This window comes from Reyranella sp. (genome assembly GCF_004297265.1).
In the GTDB taxonomy this organism is placed as follows: Bacteria; Pseudomonadota; Alphaproteobacteria; order Reyranellales; family Reyranellaceae; genus Reyranella.
Genome location: NZ_SCUT01000040.1, coordinates 36,086 through 51,639, shown reverse-complemented (window position 1 = coordinate 51,639; position 15,554 = coordinate 36,086). Strand labels below are relative to the sequence as shown.

Genomic DNA, 15,554 nt, shown 5'->3' with positions numbered 1-15,554 from the left:
TGAGCGCCACTGGAGTGGCGCGCTCCCAGCCATGAGGGCGTTCCCATGAGCCGCACCTTCGATGCCATCGAACTGGAACTGCTGTGGCGCCGGCTGATCTCGCTGGTCGACGAAGCAGCGGCCGCCATGGTGCGGACGTCGTTCTCGACGCTGGTGCGCGAGAGCTACGACTTCTCCTGCGTCGTGACCGACGCGTCGGGCCAGTCGCTGGTCCAGGCGAGCGAAAGCATCCCGAGCTTCATCGGGACGCTGCCCGAGACGGTGAAGCACTTCCTGCGTCACTTTCCGGAAGACCAGCTTTCGCCGGGCGACGTGCTGATCACCAACGATATCTGGCTGGGCACCGGCCATCTGCCTGACGTCACCCTGGCCAAGCCGATCTTCCGCAACGGCAAGCTGATCGCCTTCAGCGCCACGACGGCCCACGTGCCTGACATCGGCGGCAAGATCCGCAGCCCCGAGCCGCGCGAAGTCTTCGAGGAAGGCCTGCAGATCCCGCCGATGAAGATGATCGCGGCGGGCCGGACCGACGAGACGCTGGTGGCGCTGATCCGCAAGAACGTGCGCACGCCCGACCAGACCATGGGCGATCTTTACGCCCAGATCGTCGCGCTCGACCTGATGGAAGACCGGCTGCTGGTCCTGATGGAGAATTACGGGCTGCCCGATCTCACCGACCTGGCACGCGAGATCCAGGGCCGTTGCGAGGCGGCGATGCGGGCCGCCATCCTCGAACTGCCGGACGGCACGTATCGCAGCGAACTCAAGACCGACGGCATCATGGACAAGCCGATCACGATCAGGATGGCGCTCACCATCAAGGGCGACGAGATCCTGATCGACTTCGCGGGCACCGACGCCCAGGTCGACCGGGCGATCAACTGCGCAATGTGCTACACGAACGCGATGTGCATGTATGGGGTGAAGGTCTGCACCAACTCCAACCTGCCCAACAACGAAGGCGCGTGGCGGCCGATCACGCTCACCGCGCCGCCTGGCTGCATCGTCAATCCGCAATTCCCGGCGCCGGGCGGCTCGCGCATGCTGATCGGCCACTACATCCCGATGCTGGTGTTCGGCTGCCTCGGCCAGATCGTGCCCGAGCGGGTGATGGCCGCCTGCGGTTCGCCGATGTGGGGCATGAACCAGTCGGGCGTGCGCGAAGGCGGCAAGCCCTACGCCAACATGTTCTTCTACAATGGCGGCATGGGCGGCAATACGCAGCGCGACGGCGTCACGTGCCTGTCGTGGCCCTCCAACGTCAGCTCGACCTCGATCGAGATCAGCGAGCACATCGCGCCGCTGCGTTTCCACCACAAGAAGCTGCGTCCCGACTCCGGCGGCGCCGGCCGTCATCGCGGCGGGCTGGGACAGGAGATCCTGATCGAGAGCCGCAGCGAGACGCCGATCGCCGTCTCGTTCCTCGCCGAGCGGACTCTCTTTCCGGCCTTCGGCATCGAGGGCGGCAAGGATGGTGCGCCGGGCGAACTGTGCATCAACGGCGAGAAGACCGATCCCAAGAAGCAGTATGTGCTGAACAAGGGCGATACCGTTTCGCTGGGCACGCCGGGCGGCGGCGGTCACGGCGATCCGAAGTTGCGCTCCGCGGCGGCCCTCGCGGCAGACATCGCGGCGGGATACGTGACGGTGCAGTCAGCGTATCAGGGAGACGATTAACACAGCGATTGAACCTCCGGGCAGCGGCCGTTACGCTCGCTGCAAATAAGAGCCAATCGGAGGAAACAATGAAGCTGTTCGCTGCCGCATCCGCGGCTCTGTGCGCTATCGCTTTGGCCGCCGCTTCCACGGCCAACGCCCAAGGCTCCGGCGGGGCCAAGCTCTGCGCCGACCCCAAGCAGATGGAAGGTTTCAAGACCTGCGCCGATGTGGCGAAGGCCAAGGCCGAAGGTGCCTTCACGCTCTACTCGACCGATCCCGAGCAGGGCCAGGTCAAGCTGCTGGCCGCCTTCAACAAGCTGTTCCCCGAGATCAAGACCAGCTACGTCCGCCTGCAGGCCGGCGCGCTCTATGCCAAGGTTCTGTCGGAGCGGCAGGCCAAGTCCTATCTGGTCGACGTGATCCAGATTTCCGACATGGGCATGATCCTGGACTTCCAGCGCAAGGGCGGCTTCCGCCAGTACATCTCGCCCGAGATGCAGTTCTTCCCCAAGGAGGCGAAGAGCCAGCCGGAGGGCTTCTGGACCTGGGGCTCGGTCATCATGGCCGGCATTGCCTACAATCCCAACCAGGTGTCGGCCGCCGAGGCTCCGAAGAAGTGGGAAGACCTGCTCGATCCGAAATGGAAGGACAGCATCAACGTCAAGGTGTCGAATTCGGGCCTGCAGCACGGTGTCTGGTACATGCTGATGCCGATCCTCGGCATGGACTACTTCAAGAAGTTCGGCGAGCAGAAGCCGCGCGCCTTCGACTCCTATGTCCAGCAGTATGGCCGCCTGGTCGACGGCCAGGACAAGATCATCATGGGCGCCCAGTATTCGGGCTACATCGAGTTCAAGGCGAAGGGCGCGCCGCTCGCCTTCGTCTTCCCGGAAACCGGCGTGCCGGCCGTGCCCGAGACCTACGGCATCGTCGACCAGGCGCCGCATCCCAACGCCGCCGAACTGTTCATGGACTGGTTCCTCTCGCCGGTCGGCCAGAAGGCGCTCGCCGACGCCCTGCTGCTCCATTCCCCGCGCCCGGACGTACCGCCGCCGGGTGGGGCAGACACCGTGCCGCTCAGCAAGATGAAGCTGCTCTCGCCGGCCGACTGGAACGCCTTCGAGAAGGATCGTCCGGCCTTCGCCAAGGAATGGAACCGCATCGTCGGTACCGGGCGCTAGGCTTTGGCTGATGCTTCCACGGGCATATCGCGCCCACGACTGAACGGGCAGGCCTTGACGACGCTGGCGGTCCTTCTGATCGTCGGCTTCCTGGTCCTGCTCCCGATGGTGTTCCTGGTCGAGGAGTCGCTGAACGTCGGCGATCCGATGGCGTTTCCGCCGGTCGAGTTCGGAATCGCCAACTACATCGCGATCTTCGAGGAGGATCTGAAGACCGTCTGGAACACGCTGATCATTGCGGTGATGGCCACCGTGATGGCGATCTTCATCGGCTTCACGCTGGCCTGGATCCTGACGCGCACCAACGTGCCGGGCCGCGAGAAGCTCGAGCGGCTGATGGAACTGCCTTACTACATGACTCCCCTGGTCGGTGCGCTGGCCTGGGCGGTGATCGCCGGACCCAAGAGCGGCTTCGTCAACCAGCTGTGGAAGGCGGTGGGCGGCACCGGCGACATTGCCGATATCTACACCCATTTCGGCATCGCCTGGGTGATGGCCCTGTTCGAGGGCACGGTCGCCTTCGTGATGATCTCGGCCTCCATGAAGTCGATGGACCCGGCGCTCGAGGAATCGGCGAGGGTCATGGGCGCCTCCAAGCTCCGCACCATGCTCACCGTGACGCTGCCGCTGGTGATGCCGGGCGTGCTGGGCGCCATGCTGTTCGTCTTCGCGGAGATGCTGGGCTCGTTCGCCGCCGCCCTGGTGCTTGGCATTCCCGGCCGCATCTACGTCATCACCACGGCGATCTGGGATTCGACGCTGTCCTATCCGCCTGACTACGGCCGCGCCTCGGCGATGGGCCTGTCCCTGTTCGTCGTCATGTTCCTCATGTTGTCCTTCTACAGGCGCATGATCCGCCGCGGTACCTTCACCACCATCAGCGGCAAGGCTTTCCGGCCGCGACCGATGGAGATGGGACGGCTCGCCTGGGTGCTGTTCAGCGTCTGTGCGCTCTACGTGGCGCTGGCGGTGGTCTTTCCGATCGCGGCACTGCTCATGACCTCGCTGCAGCGGTTCGCAACCGTGCTCCTGGACCAGGCGCAGTGGACCCTCGCCAACTACCATACGGCGCTGTCCCTCGGTCCGGTGCGCACGGCGCTGTTCAACAGCATCATGCTGGGCCTTGGGGTCGCCACGGTCGGCGTGGTGATCATGGCGCTCCTGGTCTGGATCATCTATCGCTCGCAACTGCGCGGCCGCGGCGCCATCGAGTATCTGGTGATGTTCCCACAGGCCGTGCCGCGCCTCGTCTTCGGCCTGGCGTTGTTGTGGGCCTGGCTCAACATCCCGATCGGCATTTACGGCACCCTGTGGCTGCTCGCGCTGGCCTATTTCACCGTCATGCTGCCGCTGGGCGTGCGTACCCTGGCGGGCGTGGTGCTGCAGATCGACAAGAGCCTGGAGGAGTGTGCGCGCGTCTGCGGCGCCTCCTGGGGCTACCAGATGCGCACCGTCACCTTGCCGCTGCTCAAGCCCGGCATCCTGGCGGCGTGGCTGCTGATCTTCATGGCCTGCGTGCGCGAGCTGGGTGCCTCGGCCTTCCTGATGGGGCCCAACGCCAAGGTGATCGCGCCGTCGATCGTCAGCGCCTTCGCCACCAGCGGCACCGAGCTGACGGCGGCGATGGCGCTGATCCAGACCTTCACCGTGATCGTGGCGTTGGTCATCCTGTTCCGCGTAGCCCGCGGCATGACCAAGGAGCTGCAGTGAGCGAGACGCGTATCGAAGTGAAGGATCTGGTCGTGCGCTACGGCGACCAGGTGGCGGTGAACGGGGTGAGCTTCACGGTCGGCCGGGGTGAGCACCTGACCCTGCTCGGACCGTCGGGTTGCGGCAAGACCACGACCCTGCGTGCCATTGCCGGGCTTGAGCATCCATCGGGCGGCCGCATCAGCCTCGAGGGCCGCGCGGTGTACGACGCGGCAACGCGCACCAACGTGCAGACCGAGCAGCGCGGCGTATCGATGGTGTTCCAGTCCTACGCCATCTGGCCGCATATGAGCGTGTTCGACAACGTCGCCTACGGTCTTCGGGTACGTAAACAGGCCCAGGACGCCATCAAGGCGAATGTCGAGCGCGCGCTGAACCTGGTGCAGATGCGCCATCTCGCCGAGCGCGGCGCGTCGAAACTGTCGGGCGGCCAGCAGCAACGCGTGGCGCTGGCCCGCGCCATCGCCTTCTCGCCGACCGTCGTCCTGTTCGACGAACCGCTTTCCAATCTCGATGCCAAGCTGCGTGCCGAGATGCGGGTCGAGCTGCGCGAGCTGCAGCGGCGGCTGGGCATCACCTCGGTCTACGTCACGCACGACCAGGAGGAGGCGCTGGCCATCTCCGACCGAGTCATCGTCATGAACGTGGGCGTCATCGAGCAGATCGGCACACCGGAAGAGATCTACAACAAGCCGCGCAGCCGCTTCGTCGCCGACTTCGTGGGCTCGGCCAACCTGATCAAGGGCAAGCCCGCCGGCGACGACACGTTCGTCACGGAAGGCGGCACGGTGCTCAGGGTCATGGCGCCGCACAAGCCGCACGGCAACGAAACGGAAGTCGCCGTCCGCACCGCCTATATCGGGCTTGAGCCGATGGCCGGCGAGAACCATGTGCCGGGCAAGGTCCGCCAGCGCCTGTTCCATGGCGATTTCGTGCAGTACGTTATCGACAGTCCGGTCGGCGCGATGATCGTCCGCCGCCCGCCGACAAATCTTCTGCCGGAAGGCGCCGACGTGACGCTGTCCTTCTCGCCCGAGCATTGCGTGCTGCTCGAAGCGTAACACCCGTCGTCTCGACCGGAGCCTCGCGAAGCGAGGCTCCGGTCGAGACGACGGGTTCTTTCTTTCAATCTAAAACGGCTCGGTGCCCGCCACGATCACCCGGTGCATCAACCGGCGTTCGCCTTCGGGATAGTCGGCGTTGGCCTTGTGCATCGTGCAGCGGTTGTCCCAGATCACGATGTCGCCCTGCCGCCAGACGTGGCGGTACTCGTATTTTGCCTGCGTCGAATGGGCGATCAGCTCGTCGAGAAGCCTGTCGCTCACGGCGCGGTCGAGGCCCTCGATCTGTTCCATGCGGTTGGGATTGAGATAGAGCGACTTGCGGCCGGTTTCCGGATGGGTGCGCACCAGCGGATGCGTCGCCTCGGGCATCGCCGCCATCTCCTCGGCCGGGCGGGTCGAGATGCGGCTGAGCTTGCGGCTCGAATGGTACTTGTGGATCACTTTCATCGGATCGATGCGCACCTTCATCTCCGGCGACAGGTCCTCGTAGGCCGCATACATGTTGGTGAACTGCGTGTCGCCGCCGCGCGACGGAACCTCCACGCCGTAGAGCATGGTGAGCGAGCAGGGCGCCCGCATGAAACTGTCGTCGGTGTGCCAGTTGGCGCCGTTCACGATCTTCCTGCCGTCGCCCAGCACGTCACGGTCCTCGCTTGAGATGATGTTCACCTCGGCGCATTCCGGTGTGCGGGCGAGCTGCTTGCGCAGCATCGGCGTTCCGAACCTCGACATGGCCGCGAGAAAGGCCGGCGGCGCCAGGGTCTGATCGCGGATGCAGATCACCAGATTGTCGTGCAGCACGCCCGTCAGGGCGGCCTGCGTCGCGTCGTCAGCCGGTATGTTGAGGTCGATGCCGCTGACCGCGGCGGCCATGTGGGGCCCCAGTTTCTTGGTCTGGAAAGTCATGGCGTTGCTCCCGCTATGCGCGATAACGTGCGCGCCGATCCGATGAATCTCAAGGGGGACCGCCATGAAGATCGCCTACTCCGCTGCAAGTCCGTATGTCCGCAAAGTGATGGCTTGCGCCATCGCGCGCGGGCTCGACGACAAGATCGAGCGCTGGAAGATCGGTACGACCGATCCGGCGCTGCTGCCGGTCAATCCACTGTCGAAGGTGCCGACGCTGATCACCGACGATGGCACGTCGATCTACGACAGCCCCGTGATCTGCGAGTATCTCGACAGTATCGGCAGCGCGCCCAAGCTGTTCCCGCCGGTCGGTCCGGCGCGCTGGAAGGCGCTGACCCAGGAGGCGCTGGCCGACGGCATCCTCGACGCCACCCAGCCGCGCCGCCGCGAGATCGCGCTGCCGCAGGACGAGGGCCGCCAGAGCTACATCGCGCTCCAGCAGGGCAAGGTCGCGCGCGCGCTCGATGAGCTGGAGAGGCAGGCCGACTCGCTCGGCGACCTGACCACGATCGGCGAGATCACCATCGGCTGCGCGCTAGGCTATCTCGACTTCCGCTACGCCAACGAGCCGTGGCGTCCGGGGCATCCGAAGCTCGCGGCCTGGTACGACAAGGTGGTGAAGCTGGCGCCTCTTGCCGAGACGATGCCCGTGGGGTGACAGTCCTCGTCCGGGGAGAGCTGAAATGCCGGCACGGACGGGTGAACAATTCCTGAAGGGGCTTCGCGGCCCGCGCGACGTCTGGGTCGACGGCGAGAAGATTGCCGACGTCGTCGACCATCCCAGGCTGCGGGGAGCGGCCCATGCGCTGGCGGAGGTCTACGATCTCCACCACACAGAATCCGCGACCTGCCTTGCGCCCGACCCCGAGACCGGCGAACCGATCCCGGTCAGCCACCTGATCCCGCGGTCGCGCGAAGACCTCGCGCGTCGCCACGCGGCGTTGCGAGAGGTGGCGGAATACTCCGTCGGCCTGATGGGCCGCACGCCCGACTACATGAACGTGACCTATGCGGGATTCGCCGGCCGGCCCGACGAATGGGGGACGCACGGCAACGAGGCCGGCGCCGAGCGGCTGGTCGCCTATCAGAAATTCCTGCGGCGCGGCGACGTGGCGCTCACCCACACGATCGTCCAGCCCACCGTCGACAAGGCGACGGGCGATGCGCCCTCGGCCGGCAACCAACATGCCTTGCGGAAGGTCGGCGACACCGAGCACGGCATCGTCGTGCGCGGCGCGCGGGTGCTGGCGACCCTGGCGCCTTTCGCCGACGAGATCGCGGTCTATCCCGGCGCGCCGCTGCCCCAGGGCTCCGACGACCATGCGCTCTCTTTCTGCATACCTATCGGAACGCCGGGATTGAAATTCCTCTGCCGCGATTCGATGTCGGCACCGGACAACCGTTTCGATTTCCCGCTCTCGGGCCGCTTCGACGAGCAGGACGCTTTCGTCATCTTCGACGACGTGGAGGTGCCGCGCGACCGGCTATTCATCGACCGCAACCTCGCCACTTACAACACGGTGATGACGTCGAGCTGGCAGCCCAACATCATGCAGCAGACGATGATCCGGGCGTGGACGAAGCTCGACTTTGCCTGGGGGCTCGCACTGCGCATGGCGGCGTCGATCAACGCCGTCGATCCCGAGACGCAGCGCATGATCGGTGAGATCTGGACCTATGCGGAGTTCACCCGCGCCGCCATCGTCGCTGCCGAGGCGGAGGCCCGCGAATGGCCGTCGGGCCTGTGGACCTGCGGCATCCGCCCGTTGCATGCGTTGCGCGCCACCCTGCCGCTCTGGTTCCCGAGGGTGAACGAAATCCTGCGAATGATCGGCTCGCACAATCTCCTGGCTGCACCGACCGCGGCGCAGCTCGCGGATCCGGACCTGCGGCCGCTGATCGACCGTTACCTTCCGGGGGCCAAGGGCATGGCGGCGGAGGAGCGTATCCGCGTCTTCCGGCTGGCCTGGGACTTCACGGGCAGTGCACTCGCCAGCCGCAACGAGCAGTACGAGCGCTTCTATCTCGCCTCGTCGGCGCGCAACCTGGCACGCCACCTGCAGTTCACCGATCGCGGCCGTGCCGACCGGCTTGTGCAGAAGTTCCTGGACGAGGAGTATCGGTAGGAAGAGCGAGGAGGGGCCGATGAGCGATATCGACACCAAGCCGCAGGCGGTGGAGCGGACCAGGACCAAGCAGCCGCCGCTCTACAAGGTCATCCTTCTGAACGACGACTACACACCGCGCGAGTTCGTCGTCGTGGTGCTCAAGGCCGTGTTCCGGATGACCGAGGAGCAGTCCTACCGCGTGATGATGACGGCACATCAGCGCGGCGCCTGTGTGGTCGCGACCTACACGCGCGACATCGCCGAATCCAAGGCGAGCGAAGCCAACGACATGGGACGTAGCGCCGGCCATCCGCTCGAGTTCAGCACCGAACCCGAGGAATAGGGCAACCGCCGCCAGCCCGATCCGTTTGCGCGGCATGGCGAGGCAGTCGCAGGTCCATATCGGCGTGTCGGGATGGCGCTACAAGCCGTGGCGCGGGCAGTTCTATCCGGAAGGCCTGCCGCAGAAGGACGAATTCGCCCATCTCGCCTCAGTCTTTTCGACCGTCGAGATCAACGGCACTTTCTACAGCATGCAGACGCCCGACGCGTTCGCACGCTGGGCCGACGAGACCCCCGAAGGCTTCGTCTTCGCGGTGAAGGGGCCCCGCTTTCTCACGCACATGAAGCGCCTGCGCGACCCCGAAGCGCCCTTGGCCAACTTCATGGCGTCGGGCCTTCTGCGGCTTGGCCGGAAACTTGGCCCTGTCCTCTGGCAGTTGCCCCCGAATTTCCAGTTCGATCCGGAGCGTCTCGAAGCCTTCTTCGAATGCCTGCCGCGCGACACGGAGCAGGCAGCGCGGCTTGGTCGTCGCCACGACCACCGCCTGAAGTCGCGAGCTTGGCTGCGCGTGGAAAGCCGTCGGCCGATACGTCACGCGATCGAGATCCGGCATGAAAGCTTCCGCGATCCGGCCTTCATCGCCCTGCTGCGCAAGCATCGGATCGCGCTGGTCTGCGCCGACACCGTCGAGTGGCCGCTGCTGATGGATCTGACCGCGGACTTCGTCTATTGCCGCCTGCACGGCTCAAGCGAACTCTACCGCAGCGCCTACAGCGCGGCGGAGCTTTCAAGGTGGGCCAAGCGGGTGCGCGCGTGGCGCGACGGCAGGCCCATGACCGACGGCACTTTCGCGGGGCCGCCGCTGAAGCGTCGGCAACGGCGCGACGTCTATGTCTACTTCGACAATACCGACAAGCTGCATGCGCCGCAGGATGCGCGCGCCTTGATGCGGAAGCTGGAACGTTAGCAATGGCGCGCGCGGCCGCGGAGCTGAAAAGCGTTGCCGAGGAGGCGAGGGCCTGCACGCGCTGCCCGCTCTATCGCAACGCCACACAGACCGTATTCGGCGAAGGCCCCGTCCACGCGAAGCTCATGCTGGTGGGCGAGCAACCGGGCGACCAGGAGGACCTCGCGGGGCGGCCTTTCGTCGGCCCGGCCGGCAAGCTGCTGGACCGGGCTCTGGCCGAAGCCGGCATCGATCGCGGCAAGATCTATCTCACCAACGCCGTGAAGCACTTCAAGAACGAGCCGCGCGGCAAGAAGCGGCTGCACAAGCGGCCGAACCGATACGAGACCGAAATCTGCAAGGTCTGGATCGACAAGGAGATCTCGCTGGTCCGGCCGGTGCTCATCCTGGCACTGGGCGTCACCGCGGCACAGAGCTTGACGGGACGCCGGACGATCGTGCTGTCGCACGAGCGGGGGCATTCCATCGCGTTGCCGGATGGCCATCGCGGCATGGTGACGACGCACCCTTCGGCGATCCTGCGCATGCCCGACGAAACAGCGCGCCGCGCGGGCTTCGCGGGCCTGGTGCGGGATTTGAAGGCGGCGGCGAAACTGGCCGGTTAATGATATGTCGCCCAAACCCTTGCGATCATTGACGAATCTCGGACTTCCGGGCAAAGGGGCCGGCTAAAGTTGGGTGGAAAATCAATGGGTTGACGGCAGGCCTTTCGGTACGTATTTTCCGCCCGCTTTCGGAATTCACCCCGGCCCGGCCGGGGCTTTTTGTTGAGTTAGGGCCATGAAGATCCGTCATTCTCTCAAGTCGGTGAAGCTCCGTCACAAGGACTGCCGCATCGTGCGCCGCAAGGGCCGCGTTTACGTGATCAACAAGACCAACCCGCGCTTCAAGGCCCGTCAGGGCTGAAGACGGCATCGGCGTCTTGCTGAAAAAAGCGGCGGAGGCTTCGGCTTCCGCCGCTTTTTCATTTGGCGTATGAGCGAAGCATGGAGATGCCGCCGCTCGATTCCGCCATTCTCGCCCGTCGGTCGGAGATCGTCGCCGCGCTCCGGGCCATCGTTCCCGGCGAGGGCGTGATCGACGATCTCGACGGCATGCGCCCCTTCGAATGCGACGCGCTGTCGGCCTACCGCCAGATGCCGCTGGTCGTGGTGCTGCCCGAGACGGTGGCCCAGGTGGCCGCCATCCTGCGCTACTGCCAGGACAACAAGGTGAAGGTCGTGCCACGCGGCGGCGGCACCTCGCTGTCCGGTGGCTCGATGCCGGTGGGCGACGCGATCCTGCTGGCCATGGGCAAGTTCAACCGTGTGCTCGAGATCGACTACGCCAACCGCTGCGCCCGCGTGCAGCCGGGGGTCACCAATCTCGGCGTCACCAAGGCGGTCGAGCACGAGGGCTTCTACTACGCCCCCGACCCCAGCTCGCAGATCGCCTGCTCGATCGGCGGCAACGTGGCGGAGAATTCCGGCGGCGTGCACTGTCTGAAGTACGGGCTCACGACCAACAACCTGCTGGGCATCGAGATGGTGCTGATGAACGGCGAGGTCGTGCGGCTGGGCGGCAAGCATCTCGATTCGGAAGGCTATGACCTGCTCGGCCTGATGACCGGCTCGGAGGGGCTTCTGGGAGTCGTCACCGAAGTGACGGTGCGTCTCCTGCGCAAGCCCTCGACGGCGCGCGCCGTGCTTCTGGGCTTCCCGACCGAGGCCGGCGCGGCCGACTGCGTCGCGGCCGTCATCGCCTCGGGAATCATCCCCGGCGGCATGGAGATGATGGACAAGGACGCGACCAAGTGCGCCGAGGCCTATGTCGGTGCGGGCTATCCGCTCGACGCCGAGGGGTTACTGATCGTCGAGCTCGATGGGCCGCCAGTCGAAGTCGATCATCTGGTCGAAAGAGTCGCCGAGATCGCGCGAGGCCGCGGTGCCACCACGGTCCGGGTCAGCCACGACGAGCAGGAAAGGGTGCTGTTCTGGGCGGGCCGGAAGGCTGCGTTCCCGGCCGTCGGCCAGATCTCGCCCGACTACATGTGTCTCGACGGCTCGGTGCCGCGCGGGAAACTGGTCGAGGTGCTGGCCGAGATGCGCGTACTGTCGAAGCAGTACGGCTTGCGCGTCGTCAACGTCTTCCATGCCGGCGACGGCAATCTCCATCCGCTGATCCTGTTCGATGCCAACGATCCCGATGAGCTGAAACGCTGCGAGGAACTGGGCGCCGACATCCTGCGGCTCTGCGTGCGGGTCGGCGGCGTGCTCACCGGAGAGCATGGCGTCGGCATCGAGAAGCGGGACCTGATGGGCGTGCAGTTCACCGAGATCGACCTCGATCAGCAGATGCGCGTGAAGTGCGCCTTCGATCCCGACCATCTGCTCAATCCCGGCAAGGTGTTCCCCAAGCTGCGCCGCTGCGCCGAACTCGGCCGCCTGGTCGTGACGCAGAACAACATCCCGTTCCCCGACATTCCGCGGTTTTAAGAGTGTTGAATCCAGCATTCATCGGAGCGCGCAACTCCAGTTGCGCTCATGCTCATGAAAGAATGCGCAACTGGAGTTGCGCGCTCCCATGACAAGCACGATCAAGCCGCGCGACGCGAAGGAGCTGCGGCAGGCGGTGGAGTGGGCGCTGAACGAAGGCGTGCCGCTCGACGTGCGCGGCGAGGGCAGCAAGCTCGCGCTCGGCAAGCCGATGCAGTGCGGCCAGGTGCTCGACCTCTCCGGCATCTCCGGCATCGTCGACTATGCGCCCGAGGAGCTGGTCGTCACCCTGCGCGCCGGCACGCCGATGCGCGAAGTCGAAGCGCTGCTCGCGCAGCGCAACCAGATGCTGGCCTTCGAGCCGCCCGATCTCGGCCCGTTGCTGGGCCGGGAACCAGGGCAGGGGACATTGGTCGGCGCGGTGATGGGCAATCTTGCCGGCTCGCGCCGTCTCTCGGCGGGGGCAGCGCGTGATCACCTGTTGGGCTTCAGCGGCGTCAACGGGCGTGGCGAGGCCTTCAAGTCCGGTGGTCGCGTGATGAAGAACGTCACCGGCTATGATCTCTCCAAGGTCCTTGCCGGATCCTGGGGCACGCTGGCCGTGCTCGACGAAGTCTCGGTCAAGGTACTGCCGGCGCCGGACCAGACGGCGACGCTGATGCTGATGGGCCTGGACGACGCGGCAGCCGTGCGCGCCATGTGCGCGGCGATGGGCAGCCCGCACGAAGTCTCGGGCGCCGCACACCTGCCGGGCAGGACGGCGCTCCGTCTTGAAGGCGTGGCGCCCTCGGTCGAGGCGCGCCTCAAGGGCCTGCGCGAGCTGATGGTCGACGTCGGCGCGAAGATGGAGGAACTCGGCACCCTGGAAAGTCGCGCCTTCTGGCGCGAGGTGCGCGACGTGGTTCCGCTGAATGCCGCGCCCGACGAAAACGTCTGGAAGATCTCTTGCCCGCCGACGGAAGGCCCGGCGATCCTGGCGCGCATCAAGGCGCAGCGTCCCGCGGCGCAGGCCTTCTACGACTGGTCGGGCGGGCTGATCTGGCTGGCGCTGCCGCCCTCGGCCGATGCCGATCACGGGCTGGTTCGTGGCGCGCTCGGCGCGGCCGGCGGACACGCGACCCTGATCCGCGCAGCCGAAACCGTGCGCGCGACCGTACCGGTCTTCCAGCCGCAGTCTGCTGCGCTGGTCGCGCTGGCGGCGCGGGTGAAGGAAAGCTTCGACCCCAAGGGCCTCTTCAATCCAGGGCGGATGGGCTGACGTGCAAACCAACTTCACCCTGGCCCAGCTCGCCGATCCCGAGAACGCGCGCAGCGAGCACATCCTGCGCAAGTGCGTGCATTGCGGCTTCTGCACCGCCACGTGCCCAACCTTCGTGCTGCTGGGCGACGAGCGCGACAGCCCGCGCGGGCGCATCTATCTCATCAAGGCGATGCTGGAGGGCGATCGCGCGCCCACGATGCAGGAGGTGCGGCACGTCGATCGCTGCCTGTCGTGCCTGTCCTGCATGACGACCTGCCCGTCGGGCGTGAACTACATGCACCTGGTCGATCACGGCCGGCACCGCATCGAGGAGACCTATACGAGGGCGCCGGCCGACCGTTTCATGCGCGGGCTGCTGGCCCGGCTGATGCCGCGGCCCACGGCGTTCCGTTGGGCCATGGTGTTGGGACGGCTCGCCAAGCCGCTGGCGCCGCTGCTGCCGGCGACCAGCACCGATCCCGGTGGCGCGACCTTCCTGCGCAGATTGCGCGCCATGCTTGACGCCGTGCCGGCGCGCCTGCGCGGCCCGTCGCCGGTCGACCGGCCGCAGACCTTTCCGGCCAAGGGCCTGCGCCGCAGGCGCGTGGCGCTGATGCCGGGCTGCGGTCAGCAGGTGCTGGCGCCCGAAGTGAACGAGGCGACGGTGCGGTTGCTGACGCGTCACGACATCGAGGTCGTGAACGTCGCGGGCTCGGGCTGCTGCGGGTCGTCCGTGCTCCATGTCGGGCGCAACGAGCAGGCGATCGCGCTGGCCAAGGCCAACATCGCCGCCTGGCTGCGCGAGATCGACGGCGCGGGGCTCGATGCCATCGTCATCAACGCCTCGGGCTGCGGCACGACCGTGAAGGACTACGGCAACATGCTGGCCGACGAGCCGGAATGGCACGAGAAGGCGCTGCAGGTCGCGAAGCTCGCCAAGGATGTCAGCGAGGTCATGCTCGACATCGGCCTCGTGAACGTCGAGCCCAAGGGACTGACCGTCGCTTATCATTCGGCCTGTTCCATGCAGCACGGCCAGAAGGTGATCGAACAGCCCAAGCGGCTGTTGCGAGATGCCGGCTTCGTCGTGAAGGACGTGCCCGAGGGCCATCTCTGCTGCGGCTGGGCCGGCACCTACCAGGTGCTTCAGCCCGACCTGTCGCGCCGCCTGCGCGACCGCAAGGTGGCCAACATCGAGAGCGTTAAGCCTGACGTGATCGCGGCCGGCAACTTCGGCTGCATCGGCAACATCGCCTCGGGCACCGGCATACCGATTGCACATACGGTCGAGTTGCTCGACTGGGCGACGGGCGGCCCGAAGCCGGCCGCGCTCGACTGACCACCGACCGGGGAGGAGGCATGAACGCTCTTCGCGCTTGCCTTGTGGCCTTGATCGGACTGATGCTCGGGGCCAACGTGCAGGCGCAGGACGCCGGGAGCGGCACCATGCTCGACACCCTGTTCATCAAGCTGCAGAGCGCCACCGATCCGTCTGCCATCAAGTCGCTGGAGGCGGCGATCTGGGAGCAGTGGGTGATGGTCCCCGACATGAGCCACCGCGCGCTGATGATGCGCGGCATTGCCGAGATGCAGCAGCAGGAGCTGAAGGCCTCGATCGAGACCTTCACCCGCCTGATCGACCTTGCCCCCGGCCTGTCGGAGGCCTGGAACAAGCGCGCGACGGCGCACTGGCTGATGGGCAACTTCCCGGCTTCGCTGGCCGACATCTGCGAGACGGTTAAACGCGAGCCGCGTCATTTCGGTGCCTATTCCGGGCTAGGCATGATCCGCGCGGAAATGGGCGAGAACGCGCGCGCGGTGGCCGCCTTCGAGCTGGCGCGCAAGTGGAACCCGCACATCGCAGGAATCGACAGCGAGATCGAGCGCCTGAAGGCGTTGGGCGGAGATAATGGCGCCGATGAGGACCCGTTGGGTTGCGGCCGGCCCACGACGTAGGCA

At 66.2% G+C, this 15,554-nt stretch carries 15 protein-coding genes; 14 read left to right on the top strand and 1 reads right to left on the bottom strand.

Annotation, left to right across the window (positions count from 1 at the left end; translation table 11 throughout):
- Nucleotides 1–45: 45 nt before the first annotated feature.
- The 4 genes from EPO41_RS17180 (at nt 46) to EPO41_RS17165 (ending at nt 5,611) form a co-directional block, all read left to right on the top strand.
- Nucleotides 46–1,677: a hydantoinase B/oxoprolinase family protein gene (locus EPO41_RS17180; protein ID WP_296327302.1), complete on the top strand. Its 1,632-nt coding sequence runs from the start codon at nt 46–48 to the stop codon at nt 1,675–1,677.
- A 68-nt stretch (nt 1,678–1,745) separates the two neighbouring features.
- On the top strand, nt 1,746–2,840 hold the full coding sequence (locus EPO41_RS17175) for an extracellular solute-binding protein (protein WP_296327299.1): 1,095 nt from the start codon (nt 1,746–1,748) through the stop codon (nt 2,838–2,840).
- Between the two features lie 54 nt (nt 2,841–2,894).
- The gene (locus EPO41_RS17170) at nt 2,895–4,550 is read left to right on the top strand and encodes an iron ABC transporter permease (protein ID WP_296327296.1); all 1,656 of its coding nucleotides are present in this window, start codon (nt 2,895–2,897) and stop codon (nt 4,548–4,550) included.
- Nucleotides 4,547–5,611 carry an ABC transporter ATP-binding protein gene (locus EPO41_RS17165; protein ID WP_296327294.1) on the top strand — a complete coding sequence of 355 codons (1,065 nt, stop codon included), beginning with the start codon at nt 4,547–4,549 and terminating at the stop codon, nt 5,609–5,611. The genes EPO41_RS17170 and EPO41_RS17165 overlap by 4 nt, the downstream gene beginning before the upstream one ends.
- A gap of 69 nt (nt 5,612–5,680) precedes the next feature.
- Here the strand turns inward: EPO41_RS17165 and EPO41_RS17160 are convergent, their stop codons facing one another.
- On the bottom strand, nt 5,681–6,520 hold the full coding sequence (locus tag EPO41_RS17160; protein WP_296327292.1) for a TauD/TfdA family dioxygenase: 840 nt from the start codon (nt 6,518–6,520) through the stop codon (nt 5,681–5,683).
- 64 nt (nt 6,521–6,584) lie between these two features.
- Here EPO41_RS17160 and EPO41_RS17155 point away from each other — a divergent pair, with 64 nt between their 5' ends.
- The 10 genes from EPO41_RS17155 (at nt 6,585) to EPO41_RS17110 (ending at nt 15,551) form a co-directional block, all read left to right on the top strand.
- Complete coding sequence (locus EPO41_RS17155) at nt 6,585–7,181, top strand: glutathione S-transferase family protein (RefSeq protein ID WP_296327290.1); 597 nt, start codon at nt 6,585–6,587, stop codon at nt 7,179–7,181.
- A gap of 25 nt (nt 7,182–7,206) precedes the next feature.
- Nucleotides 7,207–8,649, top strand: coding sequence for a 4-hydroxyphenylacetate 3-hydroxylase N-terminal domain-containing protein (locus EPO41_RS17150; protein WP_296327287.1), 1,443 nt, complete (start codon nt 7,207–7,209; stop codon nt 8,647–8,649).
- Between the two features lie 19 nt (nt 8,650–8,668).
- Nucleotides 8,669–8,974 carry an ATP-dependent Clp protease adapter ClpS gene (gene clpS, locus EPO41_RS17145; protein WP_296327284.1) on the top strand — a complete coding sequence of 102 codons (306 nt, stop codon included), beginning with the start codon at nt 8,669–8,671 and terminating at the stop codon, nt 8,972–8,974.
- A 34-nt stretch (nt 8,975–9,008) separates the two neighbouring features.
- Nucleotides 9,009–9,881: a DUF72 domain-containing protein gene (locus EPO41_RS17140; RefSeq protein WP_296327281.1), complete on the top strand. Its 873-nt coding sequence runs from the start codon at nt 9,009–9,011 to the stop codon at nt 9,879–9,881.
- Nucleotides 9,882–9,883: 2 nt separating this feature from the next.
- Nucleotides 9,884–10,486 (top strand): UdgX family uracil-DNA binding protein, encoded by a 603-nt coding sequence (locus EPO41_RS17135; protein ID WP_296327277.1) that lies wholly within the window; start codon nt 9,884–9,886, stop codon nt 10,484–10,486.
- Between the two features lie 175 nt (nt 10,487–10,661).
- Nucleotides 10,662–10,787 (top strand): type B 50S ribosomal protein L36, encoded by a 126-nt coding sequence (gene ykgO, locus EPO41_RS17130; protein WP_068191747.1) that lies wholly within the window; start codon nt 10,662–10,664, stop codon nt 10,785–10,787.
- Between the two features lie 80 nt (nt 10,788–10,867).
- On the top strand, nt 10,868–12,355 hold the full coding sequence (locus EPO41_RS17125) for an FAD-linked oxidase C-terminal domain-containing protein (protein WP_296327273.1): 1,488 nt from the start codon (nt 10,868–10,870) through the stop codon (nt 12,353–12,355).
- Nucleotides 12,356–12,443: 88 nt separating this feature from the next.
- A complete protein-coding gene (gene glcE / locus EPO41_RS17120; RefSeq protein ID WP_296327270.1) occupies nt 12,444–13,613 on the top strand; it encodes a glycolate oxidase subunit GlcE in 1,170 nt (389 codons plus the stop codon).
- 1 nt (nt 13,614) lies between these two features.
- Nucleotides 13,615–14,934: a glycolate oxidase subunit GlcF gene (gene glcF, locus EPO41_RS17115; RefSeq protein ID WP_296327269.1), complete on the top strand. Its 1,320-nt coding sequence runs from the start codon at nt 13,615–13,617 to the stop codon at nt 14,932–14,934.
- A gap of 20 nt (nt 14,935–14,954) precedes the next feature.
- Entirely contained in the window at nt 14,955–15,551 is a 597-nt protein-coding gene (locus EPO41_RS17110) for a tetratricopeptide repeat protein (RefSeq protein ID WP_296327267.1), read from the top strand.
- Nucleotides 15,552–15,554 lie beyond the last annotated feature (3 nt).

Excerpts from the sequence above, each read along its gene's own strand:
- EPO41_RS17140 (WP_296327281.1), top strand. The coding sequence starts at position 9,009 with ATGGCGAGGCAGTCGCAGGTCCATATCGGCGTGTCGGGATGGCGCTAC.
- EPO41_RS17175 (WP_296327299.1), top strand. The coding sequence starts at position 1,746 with ATGAAGCTGTTCGCTGCCGCATCCGCGGCTCTGTGCGCTATCGCTTTG.
- EPO41_RS17150 (WP_296327287.1), top strand. The coding sequence starts at position 7,207 with ATGCCGGCACGGACGGGTGAACAATTCCTGAAGGGGCTTCGCGGCCCG.
- clpS (WP_296327284.1), top strand. The coding sequence starts at position 8,669 with ATGAGCGATATCGACACCAAGCCGCAGGCGGTGGAGCGGACCAGGACC.
- EPO41_RS17110 (WP_296327267.1), top strand. The coding sequence starts at position 14,955 with ATGAACGCTCTTCGCGCTTGCCTTGTGGCCTTGATCGGACTGATGCTC.
- EPO41_RS17155 (WP_296327290.1), top strand. The coding sequence starts at position 6,585 with ATGAAGATCGCCTACTCCGCTGCAAGTCCGTATGTCCGCAAAGTGATG.
- EPO41_RS17125 (WP_296327273.1), top strand. The coding sequence starts at position 10,868 with ATGGAGATGCCGCCGCTCGATTCCGCCATTCTCGCCCGTCGGTCGGAG.
- ykgO (WP_068191747.1), top strand. The coding sequence starts at position 10,662 with ATGAAGATCCGTCATTCTCTCAAGTCGGTGAAGCTCCGTCACAAGGAC.
- EPO41_RS17180 (WP_296327302.1), top strand. The coding sequence starts at position 46 with ATGAGCCGCACCTTCGATGCCATCGAACTGGAACTGCTGTGGCGCCGG.
- EPO41_RS17160 (WP_296327292.1), bottom strand. The coding sequence starts at position 6,520 with ATGACTTTCCAGACCAAGAAACTGGGGCCCCACATGGCCGCCGCGGTC.
- EPO41_RS17135 (WP_296327277.1), top strand. The coding sequence starts at position 9,884 with ATGGCGCGCGCGGCCGCGGAGCTGAAAAGCGTTGCCGAGGAGGCGAGG.
- glcE (WP_296327270.1), top strand. The coding sequence starts at position 12,444 with ATGACAAGCACGATCAAGCCGCGCGACGCGAAGGAGCTGCGGCAGGCG.